Here is a 26212-nt window from a genome sequence, read left to right as displayed (position 1 = left end):
TTCTTATGTAAATAAGTTATCCACAAAAGAGAAACATTCGTGAATAAGCTGTGGATAGCTTTTTCTGTTGCCACATTTAATTTTTAGTTTTCTCCACACTTTTGCACAAAAAAACAGGATGTTAAAAAGTTATGCACATTTTGTTTTCAGCTTGTGCATAACTCCTTAAAAATCCATAATTATCAGCGTTTGTTTTACAGAAGATCCTGTGGATAAATAAAATAACAAAAAGAAATCCACTGTTTTATCTTTGTATGTGGATAAGTTTATAACCCTCTGTGCATCTTTTTTCCACAATTCACAATTTGCCTGTGGAAAAAGTTCTAAAAAAATGCTAAAATTCTATTTGCTTATCTATTTATATTTGTTCAGGTTTTTATATAGAAAAAGTTATACTCTATTTGTGACAAAAATTGCTACAACGATCATTTTCCTAGCAGAACTGAACGAGTCCACTATGCATCTACTTTGAAGCACAGGCTAGTGGTTCAAAGTTCAAGGTGAAACGAAGAACGTTATTACCGTATATTATCTAGCTTTCTGGGCTAAACAAGCCCACTACGCTTTTATTCTATCTAGCTGTACAAGCTAGCTCTTTGGAAAAAAGAAAAATTATGAATAAGATAAAAAGCATCTTATTCATAATCTTCTATTTTTCTATTAGAGCTAAATGGCTTGTTCCGCTTTTAAATTAAGGAGGTCACCATATGCCCGATATGGAAAGTTTCTGGAACGATCTAGAAGATACTTACCAATCTGTTTTGTCTGCACCAAGTTTTGATGCTTGGATAAAAACAACGCAACCGCTAAAGTTGGAGAATAACCAACTATGGTTAGAGGTTCCATCCGCAGTGCATAAAGACTATTGGGAAAAGAATTTAGCCGCAAAAATTGTCGAGACTGGCTTTAAATTGACAGGTGCTGAAGTGATGCCTCATTTTGTTGTAACTGGTGAGAAAGAGATGATGCCGGTTCAAGAAGAAAAAAAAGCCCCTGTGACGCAGGAAAAAATTGCCGAGCATGGGAAAAAAGCTTTATTGAATCCAAAGTATTCTTTTGACACATTCGTTATCGGAAAAGGAAACCAAATGGCTCATGCTGCAGCTTTAGTTGTAGCAGAAGATCCTGGTTCAATTTACAATCCACTCTTCTTTTATGGTGGTGTTGGTCTAGGAAAAACTCATTTGATGCATGCTATCGGCCATCAAATGCTACAAAACCGACCCGACGCAAAAGTAAAATATGTCAGCAGTGAAACATTTACAAATGAATTCATTAATTCGATCCAAACGAAAAATTCAGAACAATTTAGAAAAGAATACCGCAATGTCGATTTACTTTTAGTTGATGATATTCAATTTTTGGCGGAGAAAGAAGCAACATTAGAAGAATTTTTCCATACCTTTAATGATTTGTATAATGAAAACAAACAAATCGTGTTGACAAGTGATCGACCGCCAAATGATATCCCAAAACTACCTGAGCGCTTGGTTTCACGTTTTGCTTGGGGTCTCTCTGTCGATATTACGCCACCAGATTTAGAGACGCGAATTGCTATTTTACGAAAAAAAGCCGATGCAGAACGGCTAGAAATTCCTGATGACACGCTCAGCTACATCGCAGGTCAAATTGATTCCAATATTCGTGAATTAGAGGGTGCCTTAGTCAGAGTTCAAGCATTTGCCACTATCAATGGGGAAGATATTACTACTAGTCTAGCAGCTGATGCGTTGAAATCTTTAAAATCTGTCGGCAGTCAAAATCATCTGTCGATTTTACAAATCCAAGAAGAAGTGGCAAAGTATTACCATATCCAATTAAAAGATCTAAAAGGCAAGAAACGTGTGAAGTCGATCGTTGTTCCTAGACAAATTTCAATGTATCTTTCTAGAGAGATGACGGAAAATTCTCTACCAAAAATCGGTGCCGAATTCGGCGGAAAAGATCACACGACAGTCATCCATGCTCATGAAAAAATTCAACAATTAATGGAAAAAGATCCAACAATTCAAAAAGAAGTTGGCGAAATCAAAAACTTGCTTAATTCATAGCCTGTGGATAAAAAAACGTAAAAGTAAAAAGTTTTCCACAAGTTATACACAGGTGGAAAACTTATCTGCTATTTCGTTTCCTGACTTTTCCACAGAATTAACAAGACCTACTACTTTTATTATTTATTTATATATAAATACAAAACGATCTTAGCAAGATTTCTACGTTCAATATCAATTAAAAAAGGAGTTCAACTATTATGAAATTAACTGTGAAAAGAAATATATTTTTACAAGAATTACAAACCGTTCAACGAGCTATTTCTTCCAAAACGACTATTCCAATTTTAACAGGTGTAAAAATCGTTTTAACGGATGAAGGCTTATCTTTAACAGGTAGTAACGCGGATATTTCTATTGAAAGTTTTTTAAGTAAAGAAGACGAAAAAGCTCAAATGACCATTGATTCAACGGGTAGTATTGTTTTACAAGCACGTTTCTTTGGTGAAATCATTCGTAAATTGCCAGAAGATATGTTCACATTAGAAGTGTTAGAAAATAATCAAGTTGCGATCACTTCAGGAAAAGCCGACTTTACGGTCAACGGACTGGATGCAGATAATTATCCACACCTACCCGTTATTGATGCTAAGAATCAAATTCAGCTACCAGTTCACCTATTGACAAAAATTATCAATGAAACAGGATTTGCTGTTTCTCTTCATGAAAGTCGTCCTATTTTAACTGGGGTTCATTTTATTTTGGAAGATCAAAAATTATTGGCTGTTGCGACAGATTCACATCGTTTGAGCCAACGAATCATTCCAATCGAACAAGCTGCTGAAAATTTCAATATTGTCATTCCAGGAAAAAGTTTGACTGAGCTTTCTCGTTCATTTACAAATGAAGAAGAAATGGTCGAGATCAGCATTATGGAAAACCAAGTATTGTTTAAAACACAAAATATGTATTTCTATTCTCGTTTGTTAGAAGGAAATTATCCTGATACGAATCGTTTGATTCCAACAAGCTTTAATACTGAAATTGATTTTTATGTACCAGAATTATTATCGGCTATCGATCGTGCTTCGTTATTGTCACATGAAGGCCGCAATAATATCGTTCGTTTAGCAATTGCTTCTGATTCTGTTGTTCTTTATGGAAACTCTCCAGAAATCGGTAAAGTGGAAGAACCACTAAATTATGAAAAAGTAACCGGCGATCCATTGGAAATTTCGTTCAATCCGGATTACATGAAAGATGCATTACGAGCATTTGGGGACATGAGTATTACAGTTAAATTTATTTCTGCGATTCGTCCATTTACATTAGAACCGACAGAAACGGATTTAGACTTCATTCAGTTGATTACACCAGTTCGTACGAATTAAAAAATCAAGAAGTAGTGAGTAGTTAAAAAAGAATGTATGAAAAACCTGAATTGGTTTTTCACACATTCTTTTTTGTATTTATTGTACTGCGACTAAAACTGAATTACTTATCCAGTCTCATACTTCTTGATAAGTTTTTTTGTTTTGATCCCCATAATTGTAAAATAGACAGCGACAAACATAAAAAACATCATCGGCATTATCTGGATGATCAAAAAGAAGGTTTGCATAATAATCATTCCAAACAACTGCGGACCAGTGTATGCCCAAATACTTGGTGTTAAGTACCAGGAAGAGATATTTTTAAAAGAAGGTTGCAAGATCATGAAATAAAGAATCATTAATGCCGCCCACATAATAGCTTGATCATATAAACGCTTATAGCGTTCATTGCTTGAAGAAGCATCTGAAAATATATCTAAATCTTGATTTTTACTGTTCAGTGGTGCAAAAAATTGAAATCCACTACTTTTTGTCCCACTGATATGCTGCCAACCACTATCTTCAAATAAAGTCAGATAAGCAATATAATCAGCTTTCTTTTTGAATATCTGATAATCAATCCTGTAATTTAATGTTTTCGGCGTTATTTTTTCAAACGTATAGACATTCCATGAACTATATTTGACTAAGCCCCAACCTTGTTCGGCCATCTTTTTTAAATACTGCTCTTCTTTTTTTAGATCAACAAACATCCTGACTTTTTTCATATGTCCCTCCTATAATAAATGATCAGCAAGTGTCACTAATTCTTTTAATCGTTCAACTTCAAGCATTAAAACGTTTTTACCAGTCGTTGTTAATTGATAGACACGCCGACGTTTATCTTCTCCTGGAACCTCACAAATGAGCTTTTGTTTTAAAAGATTTTCTGTTGCGCCATACATTGTACCGGCCGCAATACGTACACGACCATTGCTGATGCCCTCTACTTTTTGCATGATGGCGTATCCGTGAGAAGGCTCTATTAGCGACATCATAATATAAAAAGTTGTTTCTGTTAGAGGTAAAAACTTATTAATATTCATTTTATCCTACACCTTATATCGTTAATTTATACAGTTTAACTGTACAGTTTTATACTATATCGTCAAACTGTATAAGTCAACTAGTGTAAAGAAAAAAGAAGTTTTTTTAGCTCTTTCGATTTATCAGTTCAGTAAAATGAAAAATACTGAAAAGATTTTCAAGAGGCAAAACTTGTAAATTTCTTCTTAAAATGCATTTTAAGCCTTTTTTAATCGTTAGAATATTTTTTGTCGATTGCCTTCAAAATTGCTTAGAAAGAAAATTAGACGGATAAATTTGTTTTTTGATGTAAAAAAGAGTATAATATTAGAGTGAAAGTGAAAACAAAAAAGAGGGATGCATTTTGAAAAAGACGATTGTTTTAGAAACTGATTACATGACACTAGGTCAAGTCTTAAAAGAAGTCGACGTTATCAGCAGTGGCGGTGCTGCCAAATGGTATTTAGCTGAAAATAGTGTTTTCGTAGATGGGGAATTAGAGAATCGCCGCGGCAGAAAATTATATGCTGGTATGATGCTCGAGATACCTGAAGAAGGTACTTTTTTTATGGTCAAAAAAGGCGAGGTAGTCGATGAGACTGAATGAAATCGAGGTACAGCATTATCGTAATTATGATGGGCTGACCTTAGATTTTCCTAAAACTTTAAATATTTTTCTAGGAGAAAACGCGCAAGGCAAGACGAATCTTTTAGAAAGTATTTATGTTTTAGCGATGACCCGCAGTCACAGAACCAGCAATGAAAAAGAATTGGTCCATTGGGATTCTGATTCGGCAAAAATTAGTGGTGTCATCGAAAAGAAGACAGGCACGATACCACTTGAAATCATTATTTCTAATAAAGGCCGTAAGACAAAAGTGAATCATATTGAACAAAAGCGTTTGAGTTCATATATCGGTCAGCTGAACGTCATATTATTTGCACCAGAAGATCTATCTTTGGTCAAAGGGTCACCGCAATTACGTCGTAAATTTATCGACATGGAATTAGGCCAAGTCAATCCAATTTATTTGTATGATTTGGTTCAATACCAATCTGTTTTAAAACAACGCAATCAATATTTAAAACAGTTGGCTGAAAAAAAACAGTCCGATCATATCTATTTAGATATTTTGACTGAACAATTGGCAGAATTTGGCGGTAAAGTCTTATTTGCTCGTCTAGAATTTATCAAAAAATTAGAGCACTGGGCGAATTTACTTCATAAGAAAATCAGCCATGAAAAAGAAGAACTAGCGATCGAGTATTTTTCAAGTATCCCATTAGATAAAGAGCATTTTTCACTAGAAGAGATCCAAAAGCAATTGCTGCAGAGCCTACTTGACAACCGAAAACGAGAGTTGTTCAAAGCAAATACCTTTTTAGGTCCTCATCGAGATGATTTGATTTTTAATGTCAACGGGCAAAACGTCCAAACATATGGCTCACAAGGTCAACAAAGAACCACGGCACTCAGTGTAAAGCTTGCGGAAATAGATTTAATGTACTCAGAAACAGGAGAATATCCTGTGTTGTTATTGGATGATGTCATGAGTGAGTTAGATAATGAACGACAATTGCACTTGTTAGAAACGATTGAAGGAAAAGTTCAGACTTTTTTAACAACGACAAGTTTGGATCATTTAAACAATAAATTAACTGTTGAACCCGATATATTTTATGTTCATCAGGGAGAAATAGAGAGGGAAGCATAATATGACAGAAGAAGAAAAAAATATGAAAGAACGTGCACAAGAATATGATGCCAGTCAGATTCAGGTATTAGAAGGTCTTGAAGCAGTTCGTAAACGTCCTGGTATGTACATAGGATCAACAAGTTCAGAAGGATTGCATCACTTAGTTTGGGAGATCGTGGATAATTCGATCGATGAGGCTTTGGCAGGATTTGCTTCAACGATTCAAGTGACTATTGAAGAAGATAACAGTATCACTGTTATTGATGACGGACGCGGAATCCCAGTTGGTATTCAAGCTAAAACTGGACGTCCAGCAGTAGAAACAGTCTTTACCGTTCTCCATGCCGGAGGAAAGTTTGGCGGCGGCGGATACAAAGTTTCCGGCGGGCTTCACGGGGTAGGTTCCTCTGTTGTTAATGCTTTATCAACGACATTGGATGTAAAAGTCTATAAAGAAGGCAAAATTTATTATCAAGAGTTTCACCAAGGCGCTGTTAGAGATGATTTAAAAGTGATTGGTGACACTGACCGTCATGGAACGGCTGTTCACTTTGTTCCAGATCCAGAAATTTTTACAGAAACAACTGTATTTAACTTTGATAAATTAGCAACACGTGTTAGAGAATTAGCTTTTTTGAATAAAGGGTTAAAAATTTCTATTGAAGATAAACGTGAAGAAAAACCTGTCTTGAAAGAGTATCACTACGAAGGTGGGATCAAGAGTTACGTTGAACATTTGAATGCGAATAAGGATGTGTTATTCCCTGAACCAATTTTTATTGAAGGGGAACAACAAGAGATCATTGTGGAAGTATCTATGCAATATACAGATGGCTATCACACTAATCTATTAAGTTTCGCCAATAATATTCATACGTATGAGGGCGGAACCCATGAATCAGGTTTTAAAACGTCATTAACGCGTGTGATCAATGATTATGCCCGTAAACAAAAGATCATGAAAGAAAATGACGAAAACCTAACAGGAGAAGATGTTCGTGAAGGCTTAACTGCGGTCATCTCTATCAAACATCCAGAGCCACAATTTGAAGGACAAACTAAAACGAAATTAGGAAATTCAGAAGTTCGGACTGTTACAGACCGTCTATTCTCTGAGTATTTCAATAAATTTTTGATGGAAAACCCAACTGTAGGGAAACAAATCGTCGAAAAAGGCCTACTTGCTTCAAAAGCCCGTATGGCTGCTAAAAGAGCGCGTGAAGTGACTCGTCGTAAAGGAGCACTTGAAATCAGTAATTTACCTGGTAAATTAGCCGATTGTTCAAGTAAAGATCCTGAAAAATGCGAAATCTTCATCGTCGAAGGAGATTCAGCCGGCGGTTCAGCAAAACAAGGCCGTAGTCGTGAATTCCAAGCGATTTTACCGATTCGTGGGAAAATTTTGAATGTTGAAAAAGCCAGCATGGACAAAATTTTGGCAAATGAAGAAATCCGTTCACTATTTACAGCGATGGGCACAGGATTCGGGGCTGATTTCGATGTAGCTAAAGCTCGTTACCACAAACTAGTGATCATGACCGATGCCGATGTCGATGGCGCACATATTCGTACGCTGTTGCTGACGTTGTTTTATCGTTTCATGCGCCCAGTTGTTGAGGCAGGTTACGTATATATCGCTCAACCACCTTTATATGGGGTCAAACAAGGGAAAAATATTACGTACGTTCAACCAGGTAAAAATGCTGAGGAAGAACTAGCGCAAGTCCTAGCGTCATTACCAGCTAGTCCGAAACCAAGCGTTCAGCGCTATAAAGGTCTTGGGGAAATGGATGATCATCAATTATGGGAAACAACAATGGATCCTGAAAAACGTTTAATGTCACGTGTCAGTGTCGATGATGCGATCGAAGCCGATCAAATTTTTGAAATGTTGATGGGAGACCGTGTTGAACCACGCCGAGCATTTATTGAAGAGAATGCCCATTACGTAAAAAATCTAGATATTTAACATAAGAAGGAGAAAAGTTCATGAGTGAAGAAATGAAAGAGAACATTCAAGACGTCAATCTGACCAGTGAAATGAAAGAATCCTTCATTGATTATGCGATGAGCGTTATTGTAGCGCGTGCGTTGCCAGATGTTCGTGATGGGTTAAAGCCAGTTCACCGTCGTATTTTATATGGGATGAATGAGTTAGGTGTAACACCTGATAAACCACATAAAAAATCAGCTCGTATCGTTGGGGATGTTATGGGTAAGTACCATCCACATGGAGATTCCTCCATTTATGAAGCAATGGTGCGGATGGCTCAACCCTTTAGTTACCGTAGTATGTTAGTCGATGGGCACGGAAACTTTGGTTCTGTCGATGGTGATGGCGCTGCTGCCATGCGTTATACCGAAGCTAGAATGAGTAAGATTGCTCTTGAAATGCTTCGTGATATCAATAAAAATACAGTCGATTTCCATGGAAACTATGATGACTCAGAACAAGAACCAGATGTACTTCCTGCACGTTTTCCTAACCTTTTAGTGAATGGAACAACAGGGATCGCTGTTGGGATGGCAACAAATATTCCACCACACAATTTAGCGGAAGTAATTGAAGCTGCAAGCTTATTGATGGAAAATCCCGATGCAACGACTAATGAATTGATGGAAGTATTGCCTGGACCAGACTTTCCAACTGGTGGTTTAGTTATGGGGAAATCAGGTATTCGCCGTGCCTATGAAACAGGTAGAGGATCCATTACGATTCGTGCGAAAGTTGAAATCGTTGATATGCCAAATGGTAAAGAACGTATCTTAGTATCTGAGTTGCCTTATATGGTTAATAAAGCGCGCTTGATCGAACGAATTTCAGAATTGCATCGCGAAAAAAGAATCGAAGGAATCACTGATTTACGTGATGAATCTTCTCGTGAAGGTATGCGTATCGTCATCGATGTTCGCCGCGATGTCAGTGCCTCTGTTATTTTGAATAACCTTTATAAAATGACGGCATTGCAAACCTCTTTTGGTTTTAATATGTTGGCAATCGAAAAAGGGATTCCTAAGATTTTAAGCTTGAAAGAAATTCTTGAAAATTATATCGAGCATCAAAAAGAAGTTATTACACGTCGTACAGAATTTGATAAGAAAAAGGCTGAATCACGTGCACATATCTTAGAAGGTTTGCGAATTGCTCTAGATCACATTGATGAGATCATCGCAATTATTCGAAATTCAAAAGCAGATGATGAAGCAAAAGCTTCTTTGATCGAACGTTTTGAATTTTCAGATCGTCAAGCACAAGCGATTTTGGATATGCGTTTACGCCGTTTAACAGGTTTGGAACGCGATAAGATCGAAAATGAGTACCAAGAATTATTGAAATTCATTGCTGATTTGAATGATATTTTAGCTCGACCAGAACGTGTCGTTGAGATCATCAAAACAGAGTTAGGTGAGATTCATGATAAATATGGCGATGCTCGCCGCACAGAATTATTAGTGGGTGAAGTCCTAAGTTTAGAAGATGAAGACTTGATCGAAGAAGCTGAAGTTGTTATTACACTAACAAATAATGGCTATATCAAACGTTTAGCCAACAGTGAATTTAGAGCACAGCGCCGAGGTGGCCGTGGTGTGCAAGGAATGGGTGTTCATGATGATGACTTCGTGAAAAATCTAGTTTCTTGTTCAACCCATGATACGCTATTATTCTTTACGAATAACGGAAAAGTCTATCGTGCCAAAGGATATGAAATTCCCGAATATGGCAGAACAGCTAAAGGAATTCCTGTAATCAACATGCTGGGTATCGACTCTAGTGAGAAGATCCAGGCAATCATTGCTGTTGAAGGTCAAGCTGAAGAAGGACATTATCTATTCTTTACGACTCGTAAAGGTACCGTTAAACGTACAGCTGTCAAAGCATTCTCTAACATTAGAAGTAATGGTTTGATCGCAATCGGTCTAAAAGAAGAAGATGAGCTAGTCAATGTTGTCTTGACCAATGGCGAACAAAACATGATCATTGGAACGCACAATGGTTATTCTGTGACATTTGCTGAAACGGCAGTCCGTGATATGGGCCGTACAGCATCAGGTGTGCGCGGTATTCGTCTACGAGAAGAAGATTACGTCGTAGGAGCCTCTTTACTGGACGCTGACACGGAAGTTCTAGTGTTGACGGAAAATGGTTACGGGAAGCGTACAAAAGCTTCTGAGTACCCTGTGAAGGGCCGTGGCGGTAAAGGAATCAAGACTGCGAATATTACAGCAAAAAATGGTCCATTAGCAGGACTTACGACTGTTCGTGGGGATGAAGATATTCTAGTGATCACCAATAAAGGGGTCATTATTCGTTTCAATGTCGATTCCGTTTCTCAAACAGGGCGCGCGACATTAGGTGTTCGTTTAATGAGAATGGAAGAGGATGCGAAAGTTGTGACGATGGCCGTTGTAGAGCCAGAACCAGATGAAATTGTTGAAGAAGTTGAAAGTGTAGAAGAAACAGTTATTGAAACGGAAATAACTGAAACTGACCCAACAACAGAAGAATAAGAGTAAACCCTCGATTCAGTCTAACAATGGACTGAATCGAGGGTTTTTTAATAATAAGAAGATAGTGGAACCTTATTGAATAGTCAAGCCACTTTTTTAGCAAAGCTAACATTTGGATACTATGTGGTTATTTATAGACCTAATTACCCTTCTGAATAAATCAAATAAAAAAATATTTTTCACATTTGTATAGCTATTAACTATTTTTATGTGTTATAAATAAGACAATATAAATTTTATAAATATTCGTTATCTACTTCGAAATCAATTCTAATTGAAGAACAAATGAAAATGAATGAAATTGCTGGTACATGGGGCTCTGTATCATGTTTTGGTTCAGCGTCAACATTGTATAAAGGAGGATATAACAATGACAGAAAAATGTAAAAACTGCGGCAATGATACATTTGAAAAAGGTGTACAATTTATGCAGATAAAGAAAAAAAAGAGTTCATTACATGGGTCTGCTCTAGAAGTAAGATTTTTGTACTAAGTGTGGAGAGGTTAGCTCAATGAAAGTAATAAATCCAGATAAAGTGGTTTGAGCTTATCAGATGCATAAACTAGACTGTTCAATTCAGCAAAAAAATAGATGCAGTCGTGAGTCCTCAATAAATTAAAAAGAACATTTCGGCAAAATGCTGAGATGTTTTTTTTTATTGATTTTAAATTCAAAAAAATTATAATATCATTTTGCTTTGTTTTGGAAAAAAGTATGATTATAATAAGAGTAATAAGAAGTGAGAGGTAAAAATGATGACACAAGAGAAATTGTTACTATCTAAAACTTTTTCAAAACAATTAAATATTGGAACGGCATTATCCAACTTTATTGAAAATATACTGGAAATATTCGGTGGAAAAACAACTGTTTATGAACGTAGACCGATTACTTTTTCAGAATATCTTTATGTCGAGATGATTACTTTTTCAAATGGTTTTCAAATCAGAACAAGCCTGAAAAGAAATCCAGAAACATTTGAAATAGAAGCATCTGCATATTCTGAACCCAATCATGTTTATTTATCGAAATTAACAGCAGAAGAATTGAATTTAATGTATTTGCTTGTCAAAAAGGAAAGAGAAAAAATAATGAATCAGAAATACTCAGAGGTGGATCAAAGACAGTTAGATGTAATATCTTCTTTATTGATGAATTTAAAAGTTATTACAGGTGAAATACTCTAGATAGAACACTGAAAACGCACGAACAGAAAACTAAGCTCGTGCGTTTTTCTTTATTTTTTTATGGTTTGATTCATTAACGTACAACGGCCAACAGCTGTGAGTTCACCAGTATTATTAATTATACGGCCTTCCCAAACTTGGATTGCTTGCCCTACACGATCGGCAGTCGCTATAACCGTCACTATTCCGCCAGCAACGCTTTTCAGATGATTGATTTGAAGATCTACTCCAACAGCATAAGAATCCTTAGCAAGTTGCTCATTAGCACCTAAACTGCAGGCGGTCTCAATCAAAATACCATTCATTCCTCCGTGTAAAATACCATAAGGTTGTTTGTGGAAATCTTCCACTTTCATCGTTAAAATAACTTTTTCTTTAGATAGTTCTGTTGTTTCGATTTTTAAATAATCTAATAAATGCATGAAAATCAATCCTTTCATGTTACTGAAAAATCATTGTTGAATCGTCTCAAGAAAATTGATTACATTATCCAGTTTCAGTTCATGATAGCTTAAAGAATCAAAGTAGAATACTTTTTCTTTGGGAAAATTTTTTATATCAAACTGTTTTTGCAACCCAGGGACACAAATAATAGCATCCGCCTCTTGAGCAATAACGTCAATGTCCGCTATTGAATCATCTAAAACAGCAAGCCAGTGACTATTTCTTTTTTCCAGTGCTTGATTTAGTTTTGTTATTAGCTTGTTTTGATTAAACATACCTAGAATGTTTCCATTTGGAAGGATACTTTTCCCAAGCATAGGTGTACTTTGATAGACTACAATTGCGGTACTCATAAAATAATCTCCTTTACTATTCATAATAAGACTTTAGATAATTATAGTAACTAAGTTTTAAAAGATGCACAAGGAAATCTATATGATTTAGTAAATTTATAGTATGAGAAATAGTTTGTTTTCTACTTTTGTAGTATAATTTATTTTCATATGATCAGGAAGAAAGTAGAGGGTTCAAAGATGGGTTGTCTAGGAAATATTATTTGGTTTATTTTTGGTGGTTTCGTTGGTGGTTTGGCTTGGCTTTTGGCTGGAGTTCTTTGGTGTATCACGATTGTTGGGATTCCGATTGGTTTGCAATGTTTCAAACTTGCAGGATTGAGTTTTTGGCCGTTCGGTAAAAGAGTTGTTTATAGTACAAGTACAACTTCATTTTTAGTGAATATTCTTTGGCTTGTTTTCAGTGGTTTTTGGCTAGCAATTGGACATTGTTTTAGCGGAATTATTCTGTGTGTGACGATTATTGGAATTCCATTTGGGATGCAGTCATTTAAGTTGGCTAAGTTGGCGTTGATGCCGTTTGGAGCGCAAGTGGTGCCATCGAATAGTGTTTATATGGAATAATAGTAAAAAAATTAGAAAAATAGAAAGACCAAGAAAAACGTAATTGTTTTTTTCTTGGTCTTTTATTCGTCTCTTGACAACGATAAAAAAAATTGGTATATTCTCATGTGGTTAAAACGTAATCATTACGTTTTGTTTACCATGAATCGGAAAGGAGTATTCAGATAAACAAATAAACGATGGAAAAGAATGCATTTTTCATACTGATAATGAGCACATAACTATAGCGATTGAGGAGATTAGGGATGAAGAAAAAGATTATACTAATGATTACGGGTTTATTTTTACTAACAGCTATTTTAACGGCTTGTACTAAGCCAAAAACTGAAACAAAAACGAATGAAGATAAAAAACAGCTAACGATTGTCACTTCTTTTTATCCAATGTATGAATTTACAAGAAATATTGTTGGTGACGTTGGTGAGGTTACCTTGATGGTGCCAGCTGGAACTGAAGCACATGATTATGAACCTTCAGCAAAGGAAATTGCCAAATTACAAGATGCGGATGCCTTTGTTTATAATAGTGAATATATGGAAACCTGGGTTCCTAAAATGGAAAAATCACTAAAGAATATCACGAGTATCAAAGCAAGTGACGGACTGGTTCTTTTACCTGGGAGTGAAGATCATGACCATTCTGCAGAGGAAAATCATGATGGGCATTCTCATGACTATGATCCCCATTTATGGTTAAGCCCTTTTCGAGCAATCAAAGAAGTTGAAATAATCAGAGATGGATTGATTGAGAATTTTCCAGAGCAAAAAACAACATTTACTAAAAATGCGGCGGATTATATTGAACAATTAACAGAGCTTCACGAACTATATGAAACAACGTTAATGAATGCCAAACAAAAGAATTTTATTACCCAACACACAGCTTTTTCTTATCTAGCTCTAGATTACAATCTAAAACAAGTGCCGATTGCGGGGATTTCTCCAGATCAAGAACCAAAGCCTTCTCGAATTGCGGAACTGAAAAAATTGGTTGAAGAAACAGGAATCAACTATATTTATTTTGAAGAAAATGCAAATGATCGAGTAGCGAAAACCTTGGCAAACGAAACAGGCGTAGAATTACTTGTTTTAAATCCGTTAGAAGGTCTTACTAAAGAAGACATGAAAGCAGGTAAAACGTATATCAGTGTGATGAAAGAAAATTTAGAAGCATTAGAAAAATCAACCGAGGTTACACCTAAAAAAGAAGTAGCTGAGCCAGTAGTAAATAAGACTATCTCAAATGGCTATTTTGATGATAAGGATATTAAAGATCGTGACCTTTCTGATTATTCAGGTGAGTGGCAATCGGTATTTCCTTATTTAGAAGACGGCACGTTTGACCAAGTATTTGATTACAAAGAGAAATTAACGAAAAAAATGACTGCTGAAGAATACAAAGACTATTATCAAAAAGGGTATCAAACGGACGTGGATCGAATCGACATTAGCAGTGATGCTATGACTTTTATAGTAGGTGATAAAAAGTACACGTCGAAATATAAATACGCAGGAAAAGAAATTCTAACCTACAAAGCAGGAAATCGTGGGGTTCGCTATTTATTTGAAGCAACAGAAGACACGCCATATAAGTATGTTCAATTTTCAGATCATGGAATCGCACCTTCAAAAACAGCACACTTCCATATCTATTTTGGTAATGAAAGTCAACAAAAATTATTGGATGAAATGGATAATTGGCCAACTTACTATCCTGTTGAGATGACTGGATTTGATATTGCACAAGAGATGTTAGCACATTGATAACAATGTAAATGATTAAATATAAAACCCATCAAAAGTCTGCTAGTTGAGATTTTTGATGGGTTTATGCATATATGTCTAATAAAATTTAGATGTAAAGTCTTACAATGATAGGATTTTAAACGTACAGCAAAATTACGTTTGAATCTTTAGGGAGAGAATCAAACACTGCAGTTTGGATATTGTACAAATGTAGTCAGCAGATGATCAAAAGAAAAAAAGTGTTGCTAGTTGTACTACATGCTAAATAGGTAAGTAAGAAAAATGAATTGCGGCTATATTTTCTAGATTTTTTTCGCATAATCTTTCACCACACTCTAAAACGTCTATCATTCTAAAATCAGTATATTTGTGTATAATAGAAACATTGAAAACTAATTTAACTTTAACAGGCCCCCTCTCGGTAAAAAGAAAAATGAAGAATGAGGCAAAAAGCTCCTCAGTCATCATTTCCTATTTTCCTGTCGAGGTTGAACGAGCCTGCTCAGCTTTTAAAATTATCTAGCTTTGCAGGCTAACCTCTCGGTAAAAAGAAAAATGAAGAATGAGGCAAAAAGCTCCTCAGTCATCATTTCCTATTTTTCTGTCGAGGTTAGACGAGCCTGCTCAGCTTTTAAAATTATAAGGAGGTTTCCTCATGAGAAACTGGACAACGATCAAAGAATACGAAGAAATTTTATTTGAACAAGAAGGTAAAGTGGCAAAAATCACGATTAATCGCCCGCAGGTGCATAATGCCTTTACACCAAAAACAGTCATGGAAATGATCGATGCATTCAACATTAGTCGTGATAAACAAGATGTTGGCGTAATTATTTTAACAGGTGCAGGAGACAAAGCATTTTGTTCTGGCGGAGATCAAAAAGTCCGCGGACATGGTGGTTATGTTGGGGAAGATAGTGTTCCTCGTTTAAATGTATTAGATTTACAACGTTTGATTCGTGTGATTCCAAAACCTGTTATTGCAATGGTCAAAGGATATTCGATCGGTGGCGGCAATGTACTTCAACTTGTGTGTGACTTAACAATTGCAGCGGACAATGCTAAATTTGGTCAAACTGGACCGAATGTTGGTAGTTTTGATGGTGGCTATGGATCTGGTTATTTAGCACGTGTGGTCGGTCATAAAAAAGCCAAAGAAGTGTGGTTCTTATGTAAACAGTATTCAGCGGAAGAAGCACTGGACATGGGCTGGATCAATACGGTTGTCCCTTTAGACAAAGTAGAAGATGTGACAATGGAATGGGCTGAAGAGATGTTGAAGAAAAGCCCACTTGCATTGCGTATGATCAAAGCGTCTTTAAATGCTGACACAGATGGACTGGCTGGAATTCAGCAATTAGCAGGGGATGCAACATTACTATATTACACAATGGATGAAGCTAAAGAAGGACGCGATTCATTTAAAGAAAAACGTGATCCTGATTTTGATCAATTTCCTAAATTTCCATAAAATAAAAGGGTGAAGAACATGAGTAGTTGGCTACAAAAACAAGTGAATGAACAGCCCGATCATCCTGCCTTTTACTGGGAGGATGAAGTTTGGTCGTTTGCTGAAGTAGCACAAGAAATCAAACGATGGACATCCTTATTTTCTATAGAGATTCCAAGTAAAGAAAAACGAGTCGGTCTATTCAGCCGCAATTCAAAAGAAATGTATTTTTCAATTCTAGCTTTGTGGGAATTAGGAAAAGAGTTAGTTTTATTAAATACGCATTTGAGCTTGCAAGAACTTCACTATCAATTGACAGATGCTAAGGTAAATATGGTAGTAGTTTCTACTGAAAATATATCGCGTCTTTCTGAATTGAATCAGATAACGCTGATCGAAATGACACAGCCGAATATAACAGGATCAAGCTCATTTGAACACCTGTCTGGATACCAACTAGATGCCACAGCTTCCATCATGTACACATCAGGTACAACAGGAAACCCTAAAGGCGTTGTACAGTGTTTCAGTAATCATTTGGCTAGTGCATTGGCAACACAAGAAAATATGGCTATCACAGAGGAAGATTGCTGGCTTTGTCCGGTACCATTATTTCATATTAGTGGTTTATCGATCATTATTCGTCAATTAGCATTGGGATGTAGTTTACGTCTATACAATAAATTTGATGCAGAAATAGTGACAAATGATCTAGCTGAAAATCGAGGAACGGTGATTTCTGTCGTGTCGATCATGCTGCAAGAATTACTGGAGAACTATCCTAATAAAGGCTACAGTGAAAAGTTTAAAGCGATGTTGCTTGGTGGTGGACCAATTTCTCCTAAAGCGTTGGAAAAATGCGAAAGTTATGGTATTCCTGTGATTCAATCGTATGGAATGACTGAAACCTGTTCTCAAGTCGTGGCATTAAGCTTTGAGGATGCTGCGAAAAAAATGGGTTCGGCGGGTAGACCATTGCTGGGAATGACACTTAAAATCGTGGATGAGGAAGAGAAAAATCGACTGCCAAATGAAGTTGGAGAAATTCTGTTAAAAGGCAAAAATGTCATTCGCCAATATTTGAACGGCGAGCGATGGCGAGCGGTGAAATGGACGACAGATGGTTGGTTTAAAACGGGTGATATGGGATATCTGGACGAAGACGGATATCTGTATTTAGTCAGCCGTTTAAGTGAGTTGATCATATCAGGTGGCGAAAATATCTATCCTACAGAAATCGAGCACGTACTCCAAGAGTTTCCCGGTGTAAAAGAAGTTGCAGTCGTTGGTGAGTCTGATGAAAAATGGGGCGCTGTTCCAGTAGCATATATCGTTGGAGAAACGAAGATCACGGTAGAAAACATAAATAAATTTGCAAAAAAATATTTAGCAAGATACAAATTACCTAAACGGATTTATTTATGCCACTCTCTACCCAAAACAGCTAATGGAAAATTAGCGAAACACCGCTTAACATCAATAGAAAGGGAGGCTTTTTTAAGCAAATGAGCATTCCTAAAAAATTAGAGCAAGCTTACGAAAACGGCTATCGTCAATTTAGCTGGGTTAAAGAAATAAATGAAAATCTAGATTCTTTGCGTACTTTATTTGAGAAGGGGCAAAAAAAATACAGCAGTGAGCGCTTTTATTGGCAAACACCTGAAAATGATTTTACTTTAGTAGGTTTCGGTAAAGAAGCAGAATTAGCCTATGAACGGGCTTCGTTTGAGCAGGTGGATGAATTTATAATAGAGGAAAAAGAAAAAATTTATCAAAACCAATCGATTCCAGGAACAGGTGCAATTTTATTTGGTGGATTTGCTTTTGATAGCAAACAAACGAAACAAAATGACTGGGGCGCTATGGAACAAGGTTTGTTTCATTTGCCGACCTTTTTGCTTACAGAAACCGATGGCAAACAATACCTTACGATCAATTTCAGTGCAGAAAATAAAGAAATTTTACAGTCCAAGTGGCAAAAACTTACAGCACGATTCGTAGAAGTGATAAATACTCAAGTGATAGAAAAGAAAGACATTGCACAGATCAAAGCGGAAGAAATCGCTGTTTCAGAATGGATGATGGTAGTTGAAGAAACTGTAGCAAAACTAAGAGAAGCAGGACCATTAGAAAAAGTTGTTTTAGCAAGACGAATGGAAGTGAGAAGTGAACATCTATTTAACGCTGACACTATTTTAAAAAATCTTCAACAACAACAAACAAATACGTACTTTTTCGTGTTAGAGTCTCATGAACATATCTTTATCGGGGCTACACCGGAGCGTTTATTGAAAGCTTCTACAGAGACTTTTTCAACAGCAAGTATTGCAGGTTCTGTTTCACGTGGAACAACTGAAATTGAGGATGATGAGCTTGGTAATTATTTATTGAATGATATGAAAAACAAGCAAGAGCATAAAATTGTTGTAGACAGAATCATCAAAGAATTAGAAAAGATGACAGGAACATCTATACAAGCTCAAACCCCCAAACTATTAAAAAATCGCGATATTCAACATTTACATCTACCTATAGAAGGACGACGACAAAAAGAATATCGTTTTTTAAAAGGAATTCAGCAACTTCATCCAACGCCAGCATTAGGCGGAGAACCAAAAGATTTAGCATTGAACTGGCTTAGAGAGCATGAAAAGTTAGATCGAGGTTTGTACGGCGCTCCTATTGGCTGGATCGCTATTAAAGAAGATATTGGCGAATTTGCAGTAGGAATTCGGTCAGCTGTACTTTCTGGAAATTTAGGCTATTTATATGCAGGATGTGGGATCGTTAAAGATTCTCAAGCAGAACAAGAAAGAATCGAGACAAAAATAAAATTTCAACCGATGTTAAGAGGAATAGGCGGGGATGCTCATGACAAATCAAAGTGAAATGACTAATTATTTACAAACCTTTGTTGAAGGAATGATCAGCAGTGGAGTCGAACAAGCTGTGATAAGCCCTGGTTCTCGTTCTACGCCACTAGCATTATTATTGCATCGACAAGAAAAAATCGATACATTTATTGAAGTAGATGAACGTTCGGCAGCTTTTTTTGCCCTAGGATTAAGTAAAGCCAGTCTTAAACCAGTTGTATTGTTGTGCACATCAGGAACTGCCGCCGCAAATTATTATCCAGCGATTTGCGAAGCCAAAGCGAGTTACATTCCATTGATCATTTTAACAACGGATCGACCACCTGAATTGCGGCAAGTAGGTGCACCTCAAGCAATGGATCAATTACATTTATTCCAAAACCATGTAAAAGAATTCATAGAGATGGCAATTCCAGAAGGAACGAAGATGATGTTAGACTATGCCTATTGGCAAGGAATGCGTGCAACGGATACTGCTTGTCAAACACCGAAAGGTCCTGTTCACTTGAATTTTCCATTACGTGAACCATTATTGCCTGATTTAAACCGATCATTGACTACTGAAAAAACAACAGAAATTATCTCAGGTAAACAGCAATTATCAGAAGAACAATTAATCAAGTTCGTCGATGCATGGCAAGGAAAAAAAGGCGTTTTAATTGTTGGTGGAAGCCATACGCCAGAAGAAGCTGAAGTATTTATTGAATTGGCAGAAACACTAAATTGGCCGGTCCTTAGTGATCCATTAGCAAATATTACTTCGTGCAGTAAAAATAGTCCTTTGATCATGAGTTATGCTGACTTGTTTATCCAAGAAGTCGAAATGATCCAATACCCTGAAGTCGTGGTACGGTTTGGAATGTTGCCAATTTCAAAAAATACGATGTTCTGGCTACACTCGCTTAATGAAATGACAAAGATTTATTTCGTTGATGAAACGGGTGAATGGCAAGATCAATTAAAACAAACGCAAGTAGCTATTCAGGCAGAAGAACAAACTTTTGCTAAGGCAATCATAAAGAGAGCTACAGTACAAACCTCAGACTTGTGGTGTAGTCAGTGGATGGACTGGCAAGAAACAACGGACCAACATTTAATGAAACTTAGCGAAATGAATACACTATGTGAAACGTCCGCAAGCATTCTTGTTCATAAAAAAATGACAAAAAATGGCCAATTATTTGTCTCGAACAGTAATGCGATTCGTTTTTTAGACCGATTTTCAACACCTGAAAATAATCACTATCAGTTATTCGGCAATCGTGGTATTAACGGAATTGATGGTATTGTTTCAACAGCATTAGGAATGTGTGCGACTCATCCAGCTTGTCAAAATATATTGTTGATCGGTGATTTGGCTATGTACCATGATATGAATGGCTTATTGTTGGCCAAACGATATAACTTACCCTTGACGATTGTTTTACTAAACAATAATGGTGGCGGTATTTTTTCTTTTCTCTCACAACGTCAATTGGAGGTAGAGGATTTCGAACCTCTTTTTGGTACACCAATCGATTTAGATTTTTCTTTGGTTGCTCAATTATACGAGGCAGAATACGTAAAAGCTGAAAGTTTAGAACAATTAGGATTATTGCTGGAAGCGACACAAAGGAAACCAAAATTTCAAATAATTGAAGTAGTCGGTGATCGTCAGGAAAATGTTTTATTGTATGAACGACTAATGGCTGGTTTAAAAGAAAAGTTAGGAAAAAATAAATGAATTCAAACATAAACGGTGTAAATTATTATTATGAATGGCTTTCGGACTATGAACCAAATCGTCAGACGTTGGTTTGTTTTCATGGATTTACTGGTACTAGTCAGACTTTTGCACCAGTTTTTCAAAAAGAAAATGATATCAATATTTTAGCAATCGATTTACTTGGCCATGGTAAAACGGATTGTTATGTCCATCCATATCGTTATCAGATAGAGTGTTTATGTCAGGATATAGCATTGTTGACCGAACGATTGGGGATAGTTGATTTTTCTTTACTAGGCTATTCAATGGGTGCTAGAGCAGCTTTAGCTTTCGCCTGTCTATTTCCTAAGAAAGTGCAGTATTTAATCTTAGAGAGTGGTTCGCCTGGCTTAGAGAGTAAGGCAGAGCGAATGAGACGGAAAAATTCTGATGAGCATTTAGCTGGTTTTATCATGAGCCATACGCTTGAAGCCTTTGTTGATAAGTGGGAGAACTTGTCTCTTTTTGATAGCCAAAAAAGATTACCAACTAAAATCAAAGAAACGCTTCGTAATGAACGGTTATCCCAAAGCTCTTTTGGCCTTGCTTGTAGTTTATGGTTTATGGGGACAGGCGTTCAGCCTAGTTTTTGGCAAGCGTTGTCCGATATAGAAGTTCCTATACTTTTGATAGTGGGAGAACTCGACTTTAAATTTCAAAAAATTGCAAAAAAAATAAAAACTAATAAACCAGATGTATCTATTAAAATTGTATGCGATACAGGGCATTGTGTTCATTTGGAAAAACCAGAAATATTTTCGAATCTTGTTCATACATTTTTATTTAGCTACCCAAATAGATAAATTATCGAAGAACAAGAATTTTGATGCTAATTTTCTAAAGAATTACGTGAATTATTTTGTTTAAAATAGTATCTAGATTCGCTTTTAAAAGGAGGACACCACATTGAAAATTCACCGCATCGATCGTTACCGTGTTCGGCTGCCTTTAAGGATTCCTTTTGAAACAAGTTATGGTCGCCTAACAGAGAAAGCCTTTGATATTTTGTTAGTAACAGATGAATTAGGTAATCAAGGGATAGGGGAACTAGTGCCTTTTGAGCAGCCCGATTACATAGAGGAAACAATCGCTACAGCCCGAATTATCATAGAAAACCATTTGATTCCTTTAATAAAAGATGCAGATATCCACCATCCTAAAGAAGTATCCCTGCTTTTCAACGAAGTAAAAGGCAATCAAATGGCTAAATCCAGTCTTGAGACAGCAATTTGGGACTTATATGCCAAACGTAATGGCACCAGTCTAAAAACTTATTTTAATGAAACTAGAACTAAAATTCCAGTTGGCGTCAGTGTTGGTATTCAGACTGATTTAGCTAAACTAATAGATCAAATTAATGAATATGTAGTTCAAGGTTACCAAAGAATCAAATTAAAAATTCGCCCAGGCTACGATTTGAAACCAATTGACGCGATTCGTAATAAATTCCCAGATATTCTGCTGATGGTCGATGCCAATTCAGCATATACGATTAAAGATATATCCTACTTAAAACAATTAGATCGCTATGATTTAGCAATGATCGAACAACCTTTTGCTGCGAATGATTTTCTGGATCATGCGCAATTACAAAAAGAAATGCAAACAGATATTTGTTTAGATGAAAATATTCGAACGCTTAAAGATTGTGAGTTAGCATTTTCTTTGGGGAGTTGCAGAAGTATCAATTTAAAGATTCCTAGAGTGGGTGGAATTACAGAAGCAATGAAAATAGTGGATTTCTGTAAAGAAAGAGACTTGCTTGTTTGGCTTGGTGGAATGTTTGAATCTGGTGTAGGACGGGCTTTGAATCTGCAGTTTGCTTCTCAAAAAGTCTTCAAATTTCCTGGAGATATTTCAGCTTCTGATCGTTATTATTATGAAGATATCTTGACGGATCCTATTGAAATTCAAAAAGGTAAAATCAGTGTACCCAATGGCTTTGGGATCGGTGTTTCTTTATCTCAAGAAACGTTATTAAAATATGGTCTTTATGACACACTATTTATTAAATAAAAAGAATCAAAGACTATTTTCTAGCCTTTGATTCTTTTTGTATCAGCTCATTAATCTTCTTTTAATGCTTTTTCAATCTGTAATCGTTGTACTTTCATAGTAGCTGTGCGAGGAATCTCGTCCCAATCCATAATAATCGGTTTGTTTAGATGAGGTAAATCAGCGACTTGCTCCCACCAAGCATCCCAGTTCATCCCCTGCTTTGGATCAACTGCCAGGATTGGTTGAGGAGAATTATCTTTTGCTCTAACAACAATTACTTCTTGAAGGAAATCAAGGGCATCCAACAAATGGTCCTCGATGGCCAAATTGCTATCGATTTTATCAATCAGATCAACCTGACGATCTTTAAGGAATAAATGACCATTCTCATCCATAAAACCATAATCACCGCTATCCCACCAAGGGCCAAAGACTGTTTCTTGAAAACGAACGTCCTCTTTGTAATATGTTAGCGCGCGTCCTTTAGATAAGAATTGGATATGTCCATCTGTCATAGGCGGTAAAACATGGCCTTCTTTATCTGCGATACGTGCTTCAGTCAATCCTTCCAAACCAACCCCCATATCACGAGCATCGGACGTTTTAAGAGACGCTAAAGTATGAGCTTTTAAGATCATTGGACCACATTCACTTTGACCGTAGACTTGAAGGAAAATCGGGTCGTTCTTCTTTGATGCGTTTAAGAAACTAGCCATCGTTGCATTGTTGATCGCATCAAACGTAGAATGGTAATAACGGATGCTTGCGAAAGCTTCAGGCTCTTTTTTTGCCAAAGTTGTCCATTGAACAAAATTATTTGGATGTGTTTCAAGTGCAATTGGTTGGTGGCTGATAAGCATTTTTGAAACAGAATCACTCGTTGAAATCGATAATGGCATCATCGGAAAACCCATAGCCATCAATGAAGAAATCCCGATATTAAAGCGAGAGTGAACAGGCGAAATATGGAATCCTACCAGTTTTTTCTCGGCAATTTTTGTAAAAATTGTTTTTTGCCACTTTGTACGCCAGCCCATCGAATTAGCTGAGTGACAAATCAATTTAGGGATGCCAGTCGTTCCAGAGGTATGTGTCATGTAAGCAATAGTATCTTTAGGTAATTCTACTTGTGGTACTTTTTTAGCTGGAGCTTGTAAAAGTTTTGTCACGGAAATTTGTTTTTCTGGGGAACTATTTTTAACGGTCGCAATTTTTTCAGCAGTTTCATCATCAAATAAAATAAATGGATTTTCCAAACGATCAACAAAAACCTCAATTGTTTCAGCTGGAAAATGATAAGAAATCATTGCTGGAACAGCGCCTAAATAAGAAGCAGCAACTGCTAACAAATACGTATCAAATTTTGAACTTTTGAAAATAATGATTTTGTCTTCTGCTTGTACCCCGAGGCTTGCCAATTGATAGGCACGATTTAAAATCGCCTCATGACTTAGTTGATACGTATGATTCGTTCCAAGTTCAGGAAAAGCTGGTAAAGATTCGTCATGAATAATGGCCGTTTCAGGGTTGGTAAGTGCAGCTTCAAGATAATTAGTGTACAAGTTAAGTGGTTTGTATTCTAACAATTGATTCAATGTGACAGCATCCTTTCAAACTATGTTTAAGTATTTGTGTAATATCGAACAAGGAATAGTATACCATGAAAAATAAATAACCTAAATAAATAGTAAAAAAATGAAAAGCGTCGATTTATACGTATATTAAAGTAAGACATGAGAGAAAATGGTATTGATTAAAAAGATGATCAAAAATTGTGAAGAACGCTTGATTTTATCAGCTTTTAGCTGTATAATTAAAACTTGTGAGTAGTCTATATATTTTAGATAACTCTCCTTGCTCTTAGCAATCTAAGAGCCTAAAGTCCATAGGGAGGTGAAAGTCAATGAGTCAAGCTACGAATTATGAAATTATGTACATTATTCGTCCGAACATTGATGAAGAAGCAAAAACTGCTTTAGTAGAACGTTTCGACACAATCTTGAAAGATAACGGAGCAGAAGTTATCGAATCAAAAGATTGGGAAAAACGCCGCTTAGCATATGAAATGAACGGATTCCGTGAAGGCATCTATCATATCGTTAAAGTATCTTCTCCATCAACTGCAGGAGCAATCAATGAATTTGATCGTCTTGCTAAAATCAATGATGATATTATTCGTCACATGATTATCAAGGAAGAAGCATAACCAAATGTTTCACGTGAAACATTTGATTGACGAAAGGAGATGTTCAAATGATTAACAACGTTGTATTAGTTGGAAGACTAACAAAAGATCCGGATTTACGATATACATCTAGTGGTTCAGCAGTTGCGACATTTACCTTAGCGGTAAACCGTAACTTTACGAATGCAAATGGAAATCGTGAAGCAGATTTTATTAACTGTGTGATTTGGCGTAAACCTGCTGAAACAATGGCTAACTATGCGCGTAAAGGTACATTATTAGGCGTTACTGGTCGTATTCAAACTAGAAATTATGAAAATCAACAAGGTCAACGTGTATACGTAACTGAAGTTGTATGTGAGAATTTCCAGTTGTTAGAGTCTCGTTCTGCTTCAGAACAAAGACAAACGACAGAAGGATCAGATTCAACTCCGACCTATAATAATGCTGGCGGCGGAAGTTTCCAACCACAGAATAATAATTTTTCAGGACAAAACAATTTTAATCAATCATCCTCTCAGTCTAACAATAACGGTATGCCTGATTTTGATAGAGATTCTGATCCATTCGGTGGAACAGGTTCTACTATTGACATTTCAGATGATGATTTACCATTCTAAACGAATTTGATAGGAGGGAATAAGAATGGCACAACAAAGAAGAGGCGGACGTAAACGTCGTAAAGTTGATTATATTGCAGCAAACCATATTGAATATATTGACTATAAAGATATCGAATTACTAAAAAAATTCATTTCTGAACGTGGAAAAATTTTACCACGTCGTGTAACAGGTACTGGCGCTAAGAACCAACGCAAATTAACAATTGCAATCAAACGCGCGCGTATCATGGGCTTATTACCATTTGTTGGTGAAGAGCAATAATATAAAGTTTGTTTAGAGATCAAAGGACTAGTTTCTTTGATCTCTTTTTTGATATTATCATTGTTTTTTTTAAAATAGAATAATAAAAATCAAGTGTTTTTACTCATCGCTTAAACATAGAATCATTTTTCAGATGTTTCACGTGAAACATTTTGTGATTCGCAGAAAACCTTTTTTTATGCTAAAA

The 26212-nt window shown here is 36.2% G+C and carries 25 protein-coding genes; 20 read left to right on the top strand and 5 right to left on the bottom strand.

What is annotated here, in order from left to right:
- The first annotated feature begins 707 nt into the window (after positions 1-707).
- Both dnaA and dnaN read left to right on the top strand, forming a co-directional pair.
- Positions 708-2051 carry a chromosomal replication initiator protein DnaA gene (gene dnaA / locus IGI43_RS10680; RefSeq protein WP_438757782.1) on the top strand — a complete coding sequence of 448 codons (1344 nt, stop codon included), beginning with the start codon at positions 708-710 and terminating at the stop codon, positions 2049-2051.
- Between the two features lie 200 nt (positions 2052-2251).
- Positions 2252-3382: a DNA polymerase III subunit beta gene (gene dnaN / locus IGI43_RS10675; protein WP_438757781.1), complete on the top strand. Its 1131-nt coding sequence runs from the start codon at positions 2252-2254 to the stop codon at positions 3380-3382.
- A 107-nt stretch (positions 3383-3489) separates the two neighbouring features.
- Here dnaN and IGI43_RS10670 read toward each other — a convergent pair whose 3' ends face one another.
- Complete coding sequence (locus tag IGI43_RS10670) at positions 3490-4092, bottom strand: DUF2812 domain-containing protein (RefSeq protein WP_438757780.1); 603 nt, start codon at positions 4090-4092, stop codon at positions 3490-3492.
- A gap of 9 nt (positions 4093-4101) precedes the next feature.
- Positions 4102-4410, bottom strand: coding sequence for a PadR family transcriptional regulator (locus IGI43_RS10665; RefSeq protein WP_438757779.1), 309 nt, complete (start codon positions 4408-4410; stop codon positions 4102-4104).
- Positions 4411-4754: 344 nt separating this feature from the next.
- Between IGI43_RS10665 and yaaA the strand changes: the two genes are divergently transcribed.
- From yaaA to IGI43_RS10630, 7 genes are all read left to right on the top strand, one after another.
- Positions 4755-4997 (top strand): S4 domain-containing protein YaaA, encoded by a 243-nt coding sequence (yaaA, locus tag IGI43_RS10660; protein WP_010766628.1) that lies wholly within the window; start codon positions 4755-4757, stop codon positions 4995-4997.
- Positions 4984-6105 (top strand): DNA replication/repair protein RecF, encoded by a 1122-nt coding sequence (gene recF, locus IGI43_RS10655; protein WP_438757778.1) that lies wholly within the window; start codon positions 4984-4986, stop codon positions 6103-6105. Before yaaA ends, recF begins: the two co-directional genes overlap by 14 nt.
- A 1-nt stretch (position 6106) precedes the next feature.
- Positions 6107-8056: a DNA topoisomerase (ATP-hydrolyzing) subunit B gene (gyrB, locus tag IGI43_RS10650; protein WP_438757777.1), complete on the top strand. Its 1950-nt coding sequence runs from the start codon at positions 6107-6109 to the stop codon at positions 8054-8056.
- Between the two features lie 20 nt (positions 8057-8076).
- A complete protein-coding gene (gene gyrA, locus IGI43_RS10645; RefSeq protein WP_438757776.1) occupies positions 8077-10596 on the top strand; it encodes a DNA gyrase subunit A in 2520 nt (839 codons plus the stop codon).
- A 219-nt stretch (positions 10597-10815) separates the two neighbouring features.
- The gene (locus IGI43_RS10640) at positions 10816-10983 is read left to right on the top strand and encodes a thiocillin family RiPP (RefSeq protein WP_438758848.1); all 168 of its coding nucleotides are present in this window, start codon (positions 10816-10818) and stop codon (positions 10981-10983) included.
- Complete coding sequence (locus IGI43_RS10635) at positions 10967-11089, top strand: hypothetical protein (protein WP_438757775.1); 123 nt, start codon at positions 10967-10969, stop codon at positions 11087-11089. The genes IGI43_RS10640 and IGI43_RS10635 overlap by 17 nt, the downstream gene beginning before the upstream one ends.
- 263 nt (positions 11090-11352) lie before the next feature.
- Positions 11353-11784: a hypothetical protein gene (locus IGI43_RS10630; protein ID WP_438757773.1), complete on the top strand. Its 432-nt coding sequence runs from the start codon at positions 11353-11355 to the stop codon at positions 11782-11784.
- Between the two features lie 50 nt (positions 11785-11834).
- Here the strand turns inward: IGI43_RS10630 and IGI43_RS10625 are convergent, their stop codons facing one another.
- Both IGI43_RS10625 and IGI43_RS10620 read right to left on the bottom strand, forming a co-directional pair.
- Positions 11835-12206: a PaaI family thioesterase gene (locus IGI43_RS10625; protein ID WP_438757772.1), complete on the bottom strand. Its 372-nt coding sequence runs from the start codon at positions 12204-12206 to the stop codon at positions 11835-11837.
- 30 nt (positions 12207-12236) lie between these two features.
- Positions 12237-12581, bottom strand: coding sequence for a hypothetical protein (locus IGI43_RS10620; RefSeq protein WP_438757771.1), 345 nt, complete (start codon positions 12579-12581; stop codon positions 12237-12239).
- A gap of 180 nt (positions 12582-12761) precedes the next feature.
- On the opposite strand from IGI43_RS10620, the gene IGI43_RS10615 reads away from it, so the two are divergent.
- From IGI43_RS10615 to menC, 8 genes are all read left to right on the top strand, one after another.
- The gene (locus IGI43_RS10615; RefSeq protein ID WP_438757770.1) at positions 12762-13145 is read left to right on the top strand and encodes a YccF domain-containing protein; all 384 of its coding nucleotides are present in this window, start codon (positions 12762-12764) and stop codon (positions 13143-13145) included.
- Positions 13146-13390: 245 nt separating this feature from the next.
- Positions 13391-14908, top strand: a complete 1518-nt coding sequence (locus IGI43_RS10610) for a zinc ABC transporter substrate-binding protein AdcA (RefSeq protein ID WP_438757769.1) — start codon at positions 13391-13393, stop codon at positions 14906-14908.
- A 637-nt stretch (positions 14909-15545) separates the two neighbouring features.
- Positions 15546-16361: a 1,4-dihydroxy-2-naphthoyl-CoA synthase gene (gene menB / locus IGI43_RS10605; protein WP_438757768.1), complete on the top strand. Its 816-nt coding sequence runs from the start codon at positions 15546-15548 to the stop codon at positions 16359-16361.
- An 18-nt stretch (positions 16362-16379) separates the two neighbouring features.
- Positions 16380-17849: an o-succinylbenzoate--CoA ligase gene (locus IGI43_RS10600; protein ID WP_438757767.1), complete on the top strand. Its 1470-nt coding sequence runs from the start codon at positions 16380-16382 to the stop codon at positions 17847-17849.
- The gene (locus tag IGI43_RS10595) at positions 17846-19228 is read left to right on the top strand and encodes an isochorismate synthase (RefSeq protein ID WP_438757766.1); all 1383 of its coding nucleotides are present in this window, start codon (positions 17846-17848) and stop codon (positions 19226-19228) included. The genes IGI43_RS10600 and IGI43_RS10595 overlap by 4 nt, the downstream gene beginning before the upstream one ends.
- On the top strand, positions 19212-20936 hold the full coding sequence (gene menD / locus IGI43_RS10590; RefSeq protein WP_438757765.1) for a 2-succinyl-5-enolpyruvyl-6-hydroxy-3-cyclohexene-1-carboxylic-acid synthase: 1725 nt from the start codon (positions 19212-19214) through the stop codon (positions 20934-20936). The genes IGI43_RS10595 and menD overlap by 17 nt, the downstream gene beginning before the upstream one ends.
- The gene (menH, locus tag IGI43_RS10585; protein ID WP_438757764.1) at positions 20933-21760 is read left to right on the top strand and encodes a 2-succinyl-6-hydroxy-2,4-cyclohexadiene-1-carboxylate synthase; all 828 of its coding nucleotides are present in this window, start codon (positions 20933-20935) and stop codon (positions 21758-21760) included. The genes menD and menH overlap by 4 nt, the downstream gene beginning before the upstream one ends.
- A gap of 103 nt (positions 21761-21863) precedes the next feature.
- Positions 21864-22973: an o-succinylbenzoate synthase gene (menC, locus tag IGI43_RS10580; protein ID WP_438757763.1), complete on the top strand. Its 1110-nt coding sequence runs from the start codon at positions 21864-21866 to the stop codon at positions 22971-22973.
- A gap of 50 nt (positions 22974-23023) precedes the next feature.
- On the opposite strand, the gene IGI43_RS10575 is transcribed toward menC, so the two are convergent.
- On the bottom strand, positions 23024-24550 hold the full coding sequence (locus IGI43_RS10575) for an AMP-binding protein (protein WP_438757762.1): 1527 nt from the start codon (positions 24548-24550) through the stop codon (positions 23024-23026).
- A 308-nt stretch (positions 24551-24858) separates the two neighbouring features.
- Between IGI43_RS10575 and rpsF the strand changes: the two genes are divergently transcribed.
- The 3 genes from rpsF to rpsR are packed head-to-tail and all read left to right on the top strand — an operon-like array spanning position 24859 to position 26025.
- Positions 24859-25161, top strand: a complete 303-nt coding sequence (gene rpsF / locus IGI43_RS10570; protein ID WP_069663270.1) for a 30S ribosomal protein S6 — start codon at positions 24859-24861, stop codon at positions 25159-25161.
- A gap of 47 nt (positions 25162-25208) precedes the next feature.
- Complete coding sequence (ssb, locus tag IGI43_RS10565; RefSeq protein WP_438757761.1) at positions 25209-25760, top strand: single-stranded DNA-binding protein; 552 nt, start codon at positions 25209-25211, stop codon at positions 25758-25760.
- A 25-nt stretch (positions 25761-25785) separates the two neighbouring features.
- Positions 25786-26025, top strand: coding sequence for a 30S ribosomal protein S18 (gene rpsR, locus IGI43_RS10560; protein WP_010762117.1), 240 nt, complete (start codon positions 25786-25788; stop codon positions 26023-26025).
- Positions 26026-26212 lie beyond the last annotated feature (187 nt).

This window comes from Enterococcus sp. AZ126 (genome assembly GCF_051714545.1).
Classification (GTDB): domain Bacteria; phylum Bacillota; class Bacilli; order Lactobacillales; family Enterococcaceae; genus Enterococcus_L.
Note: the sequence above shows the minus strand (reverse complement) of the source record. Positions and strands in the feature narration are given on the sequence as shown.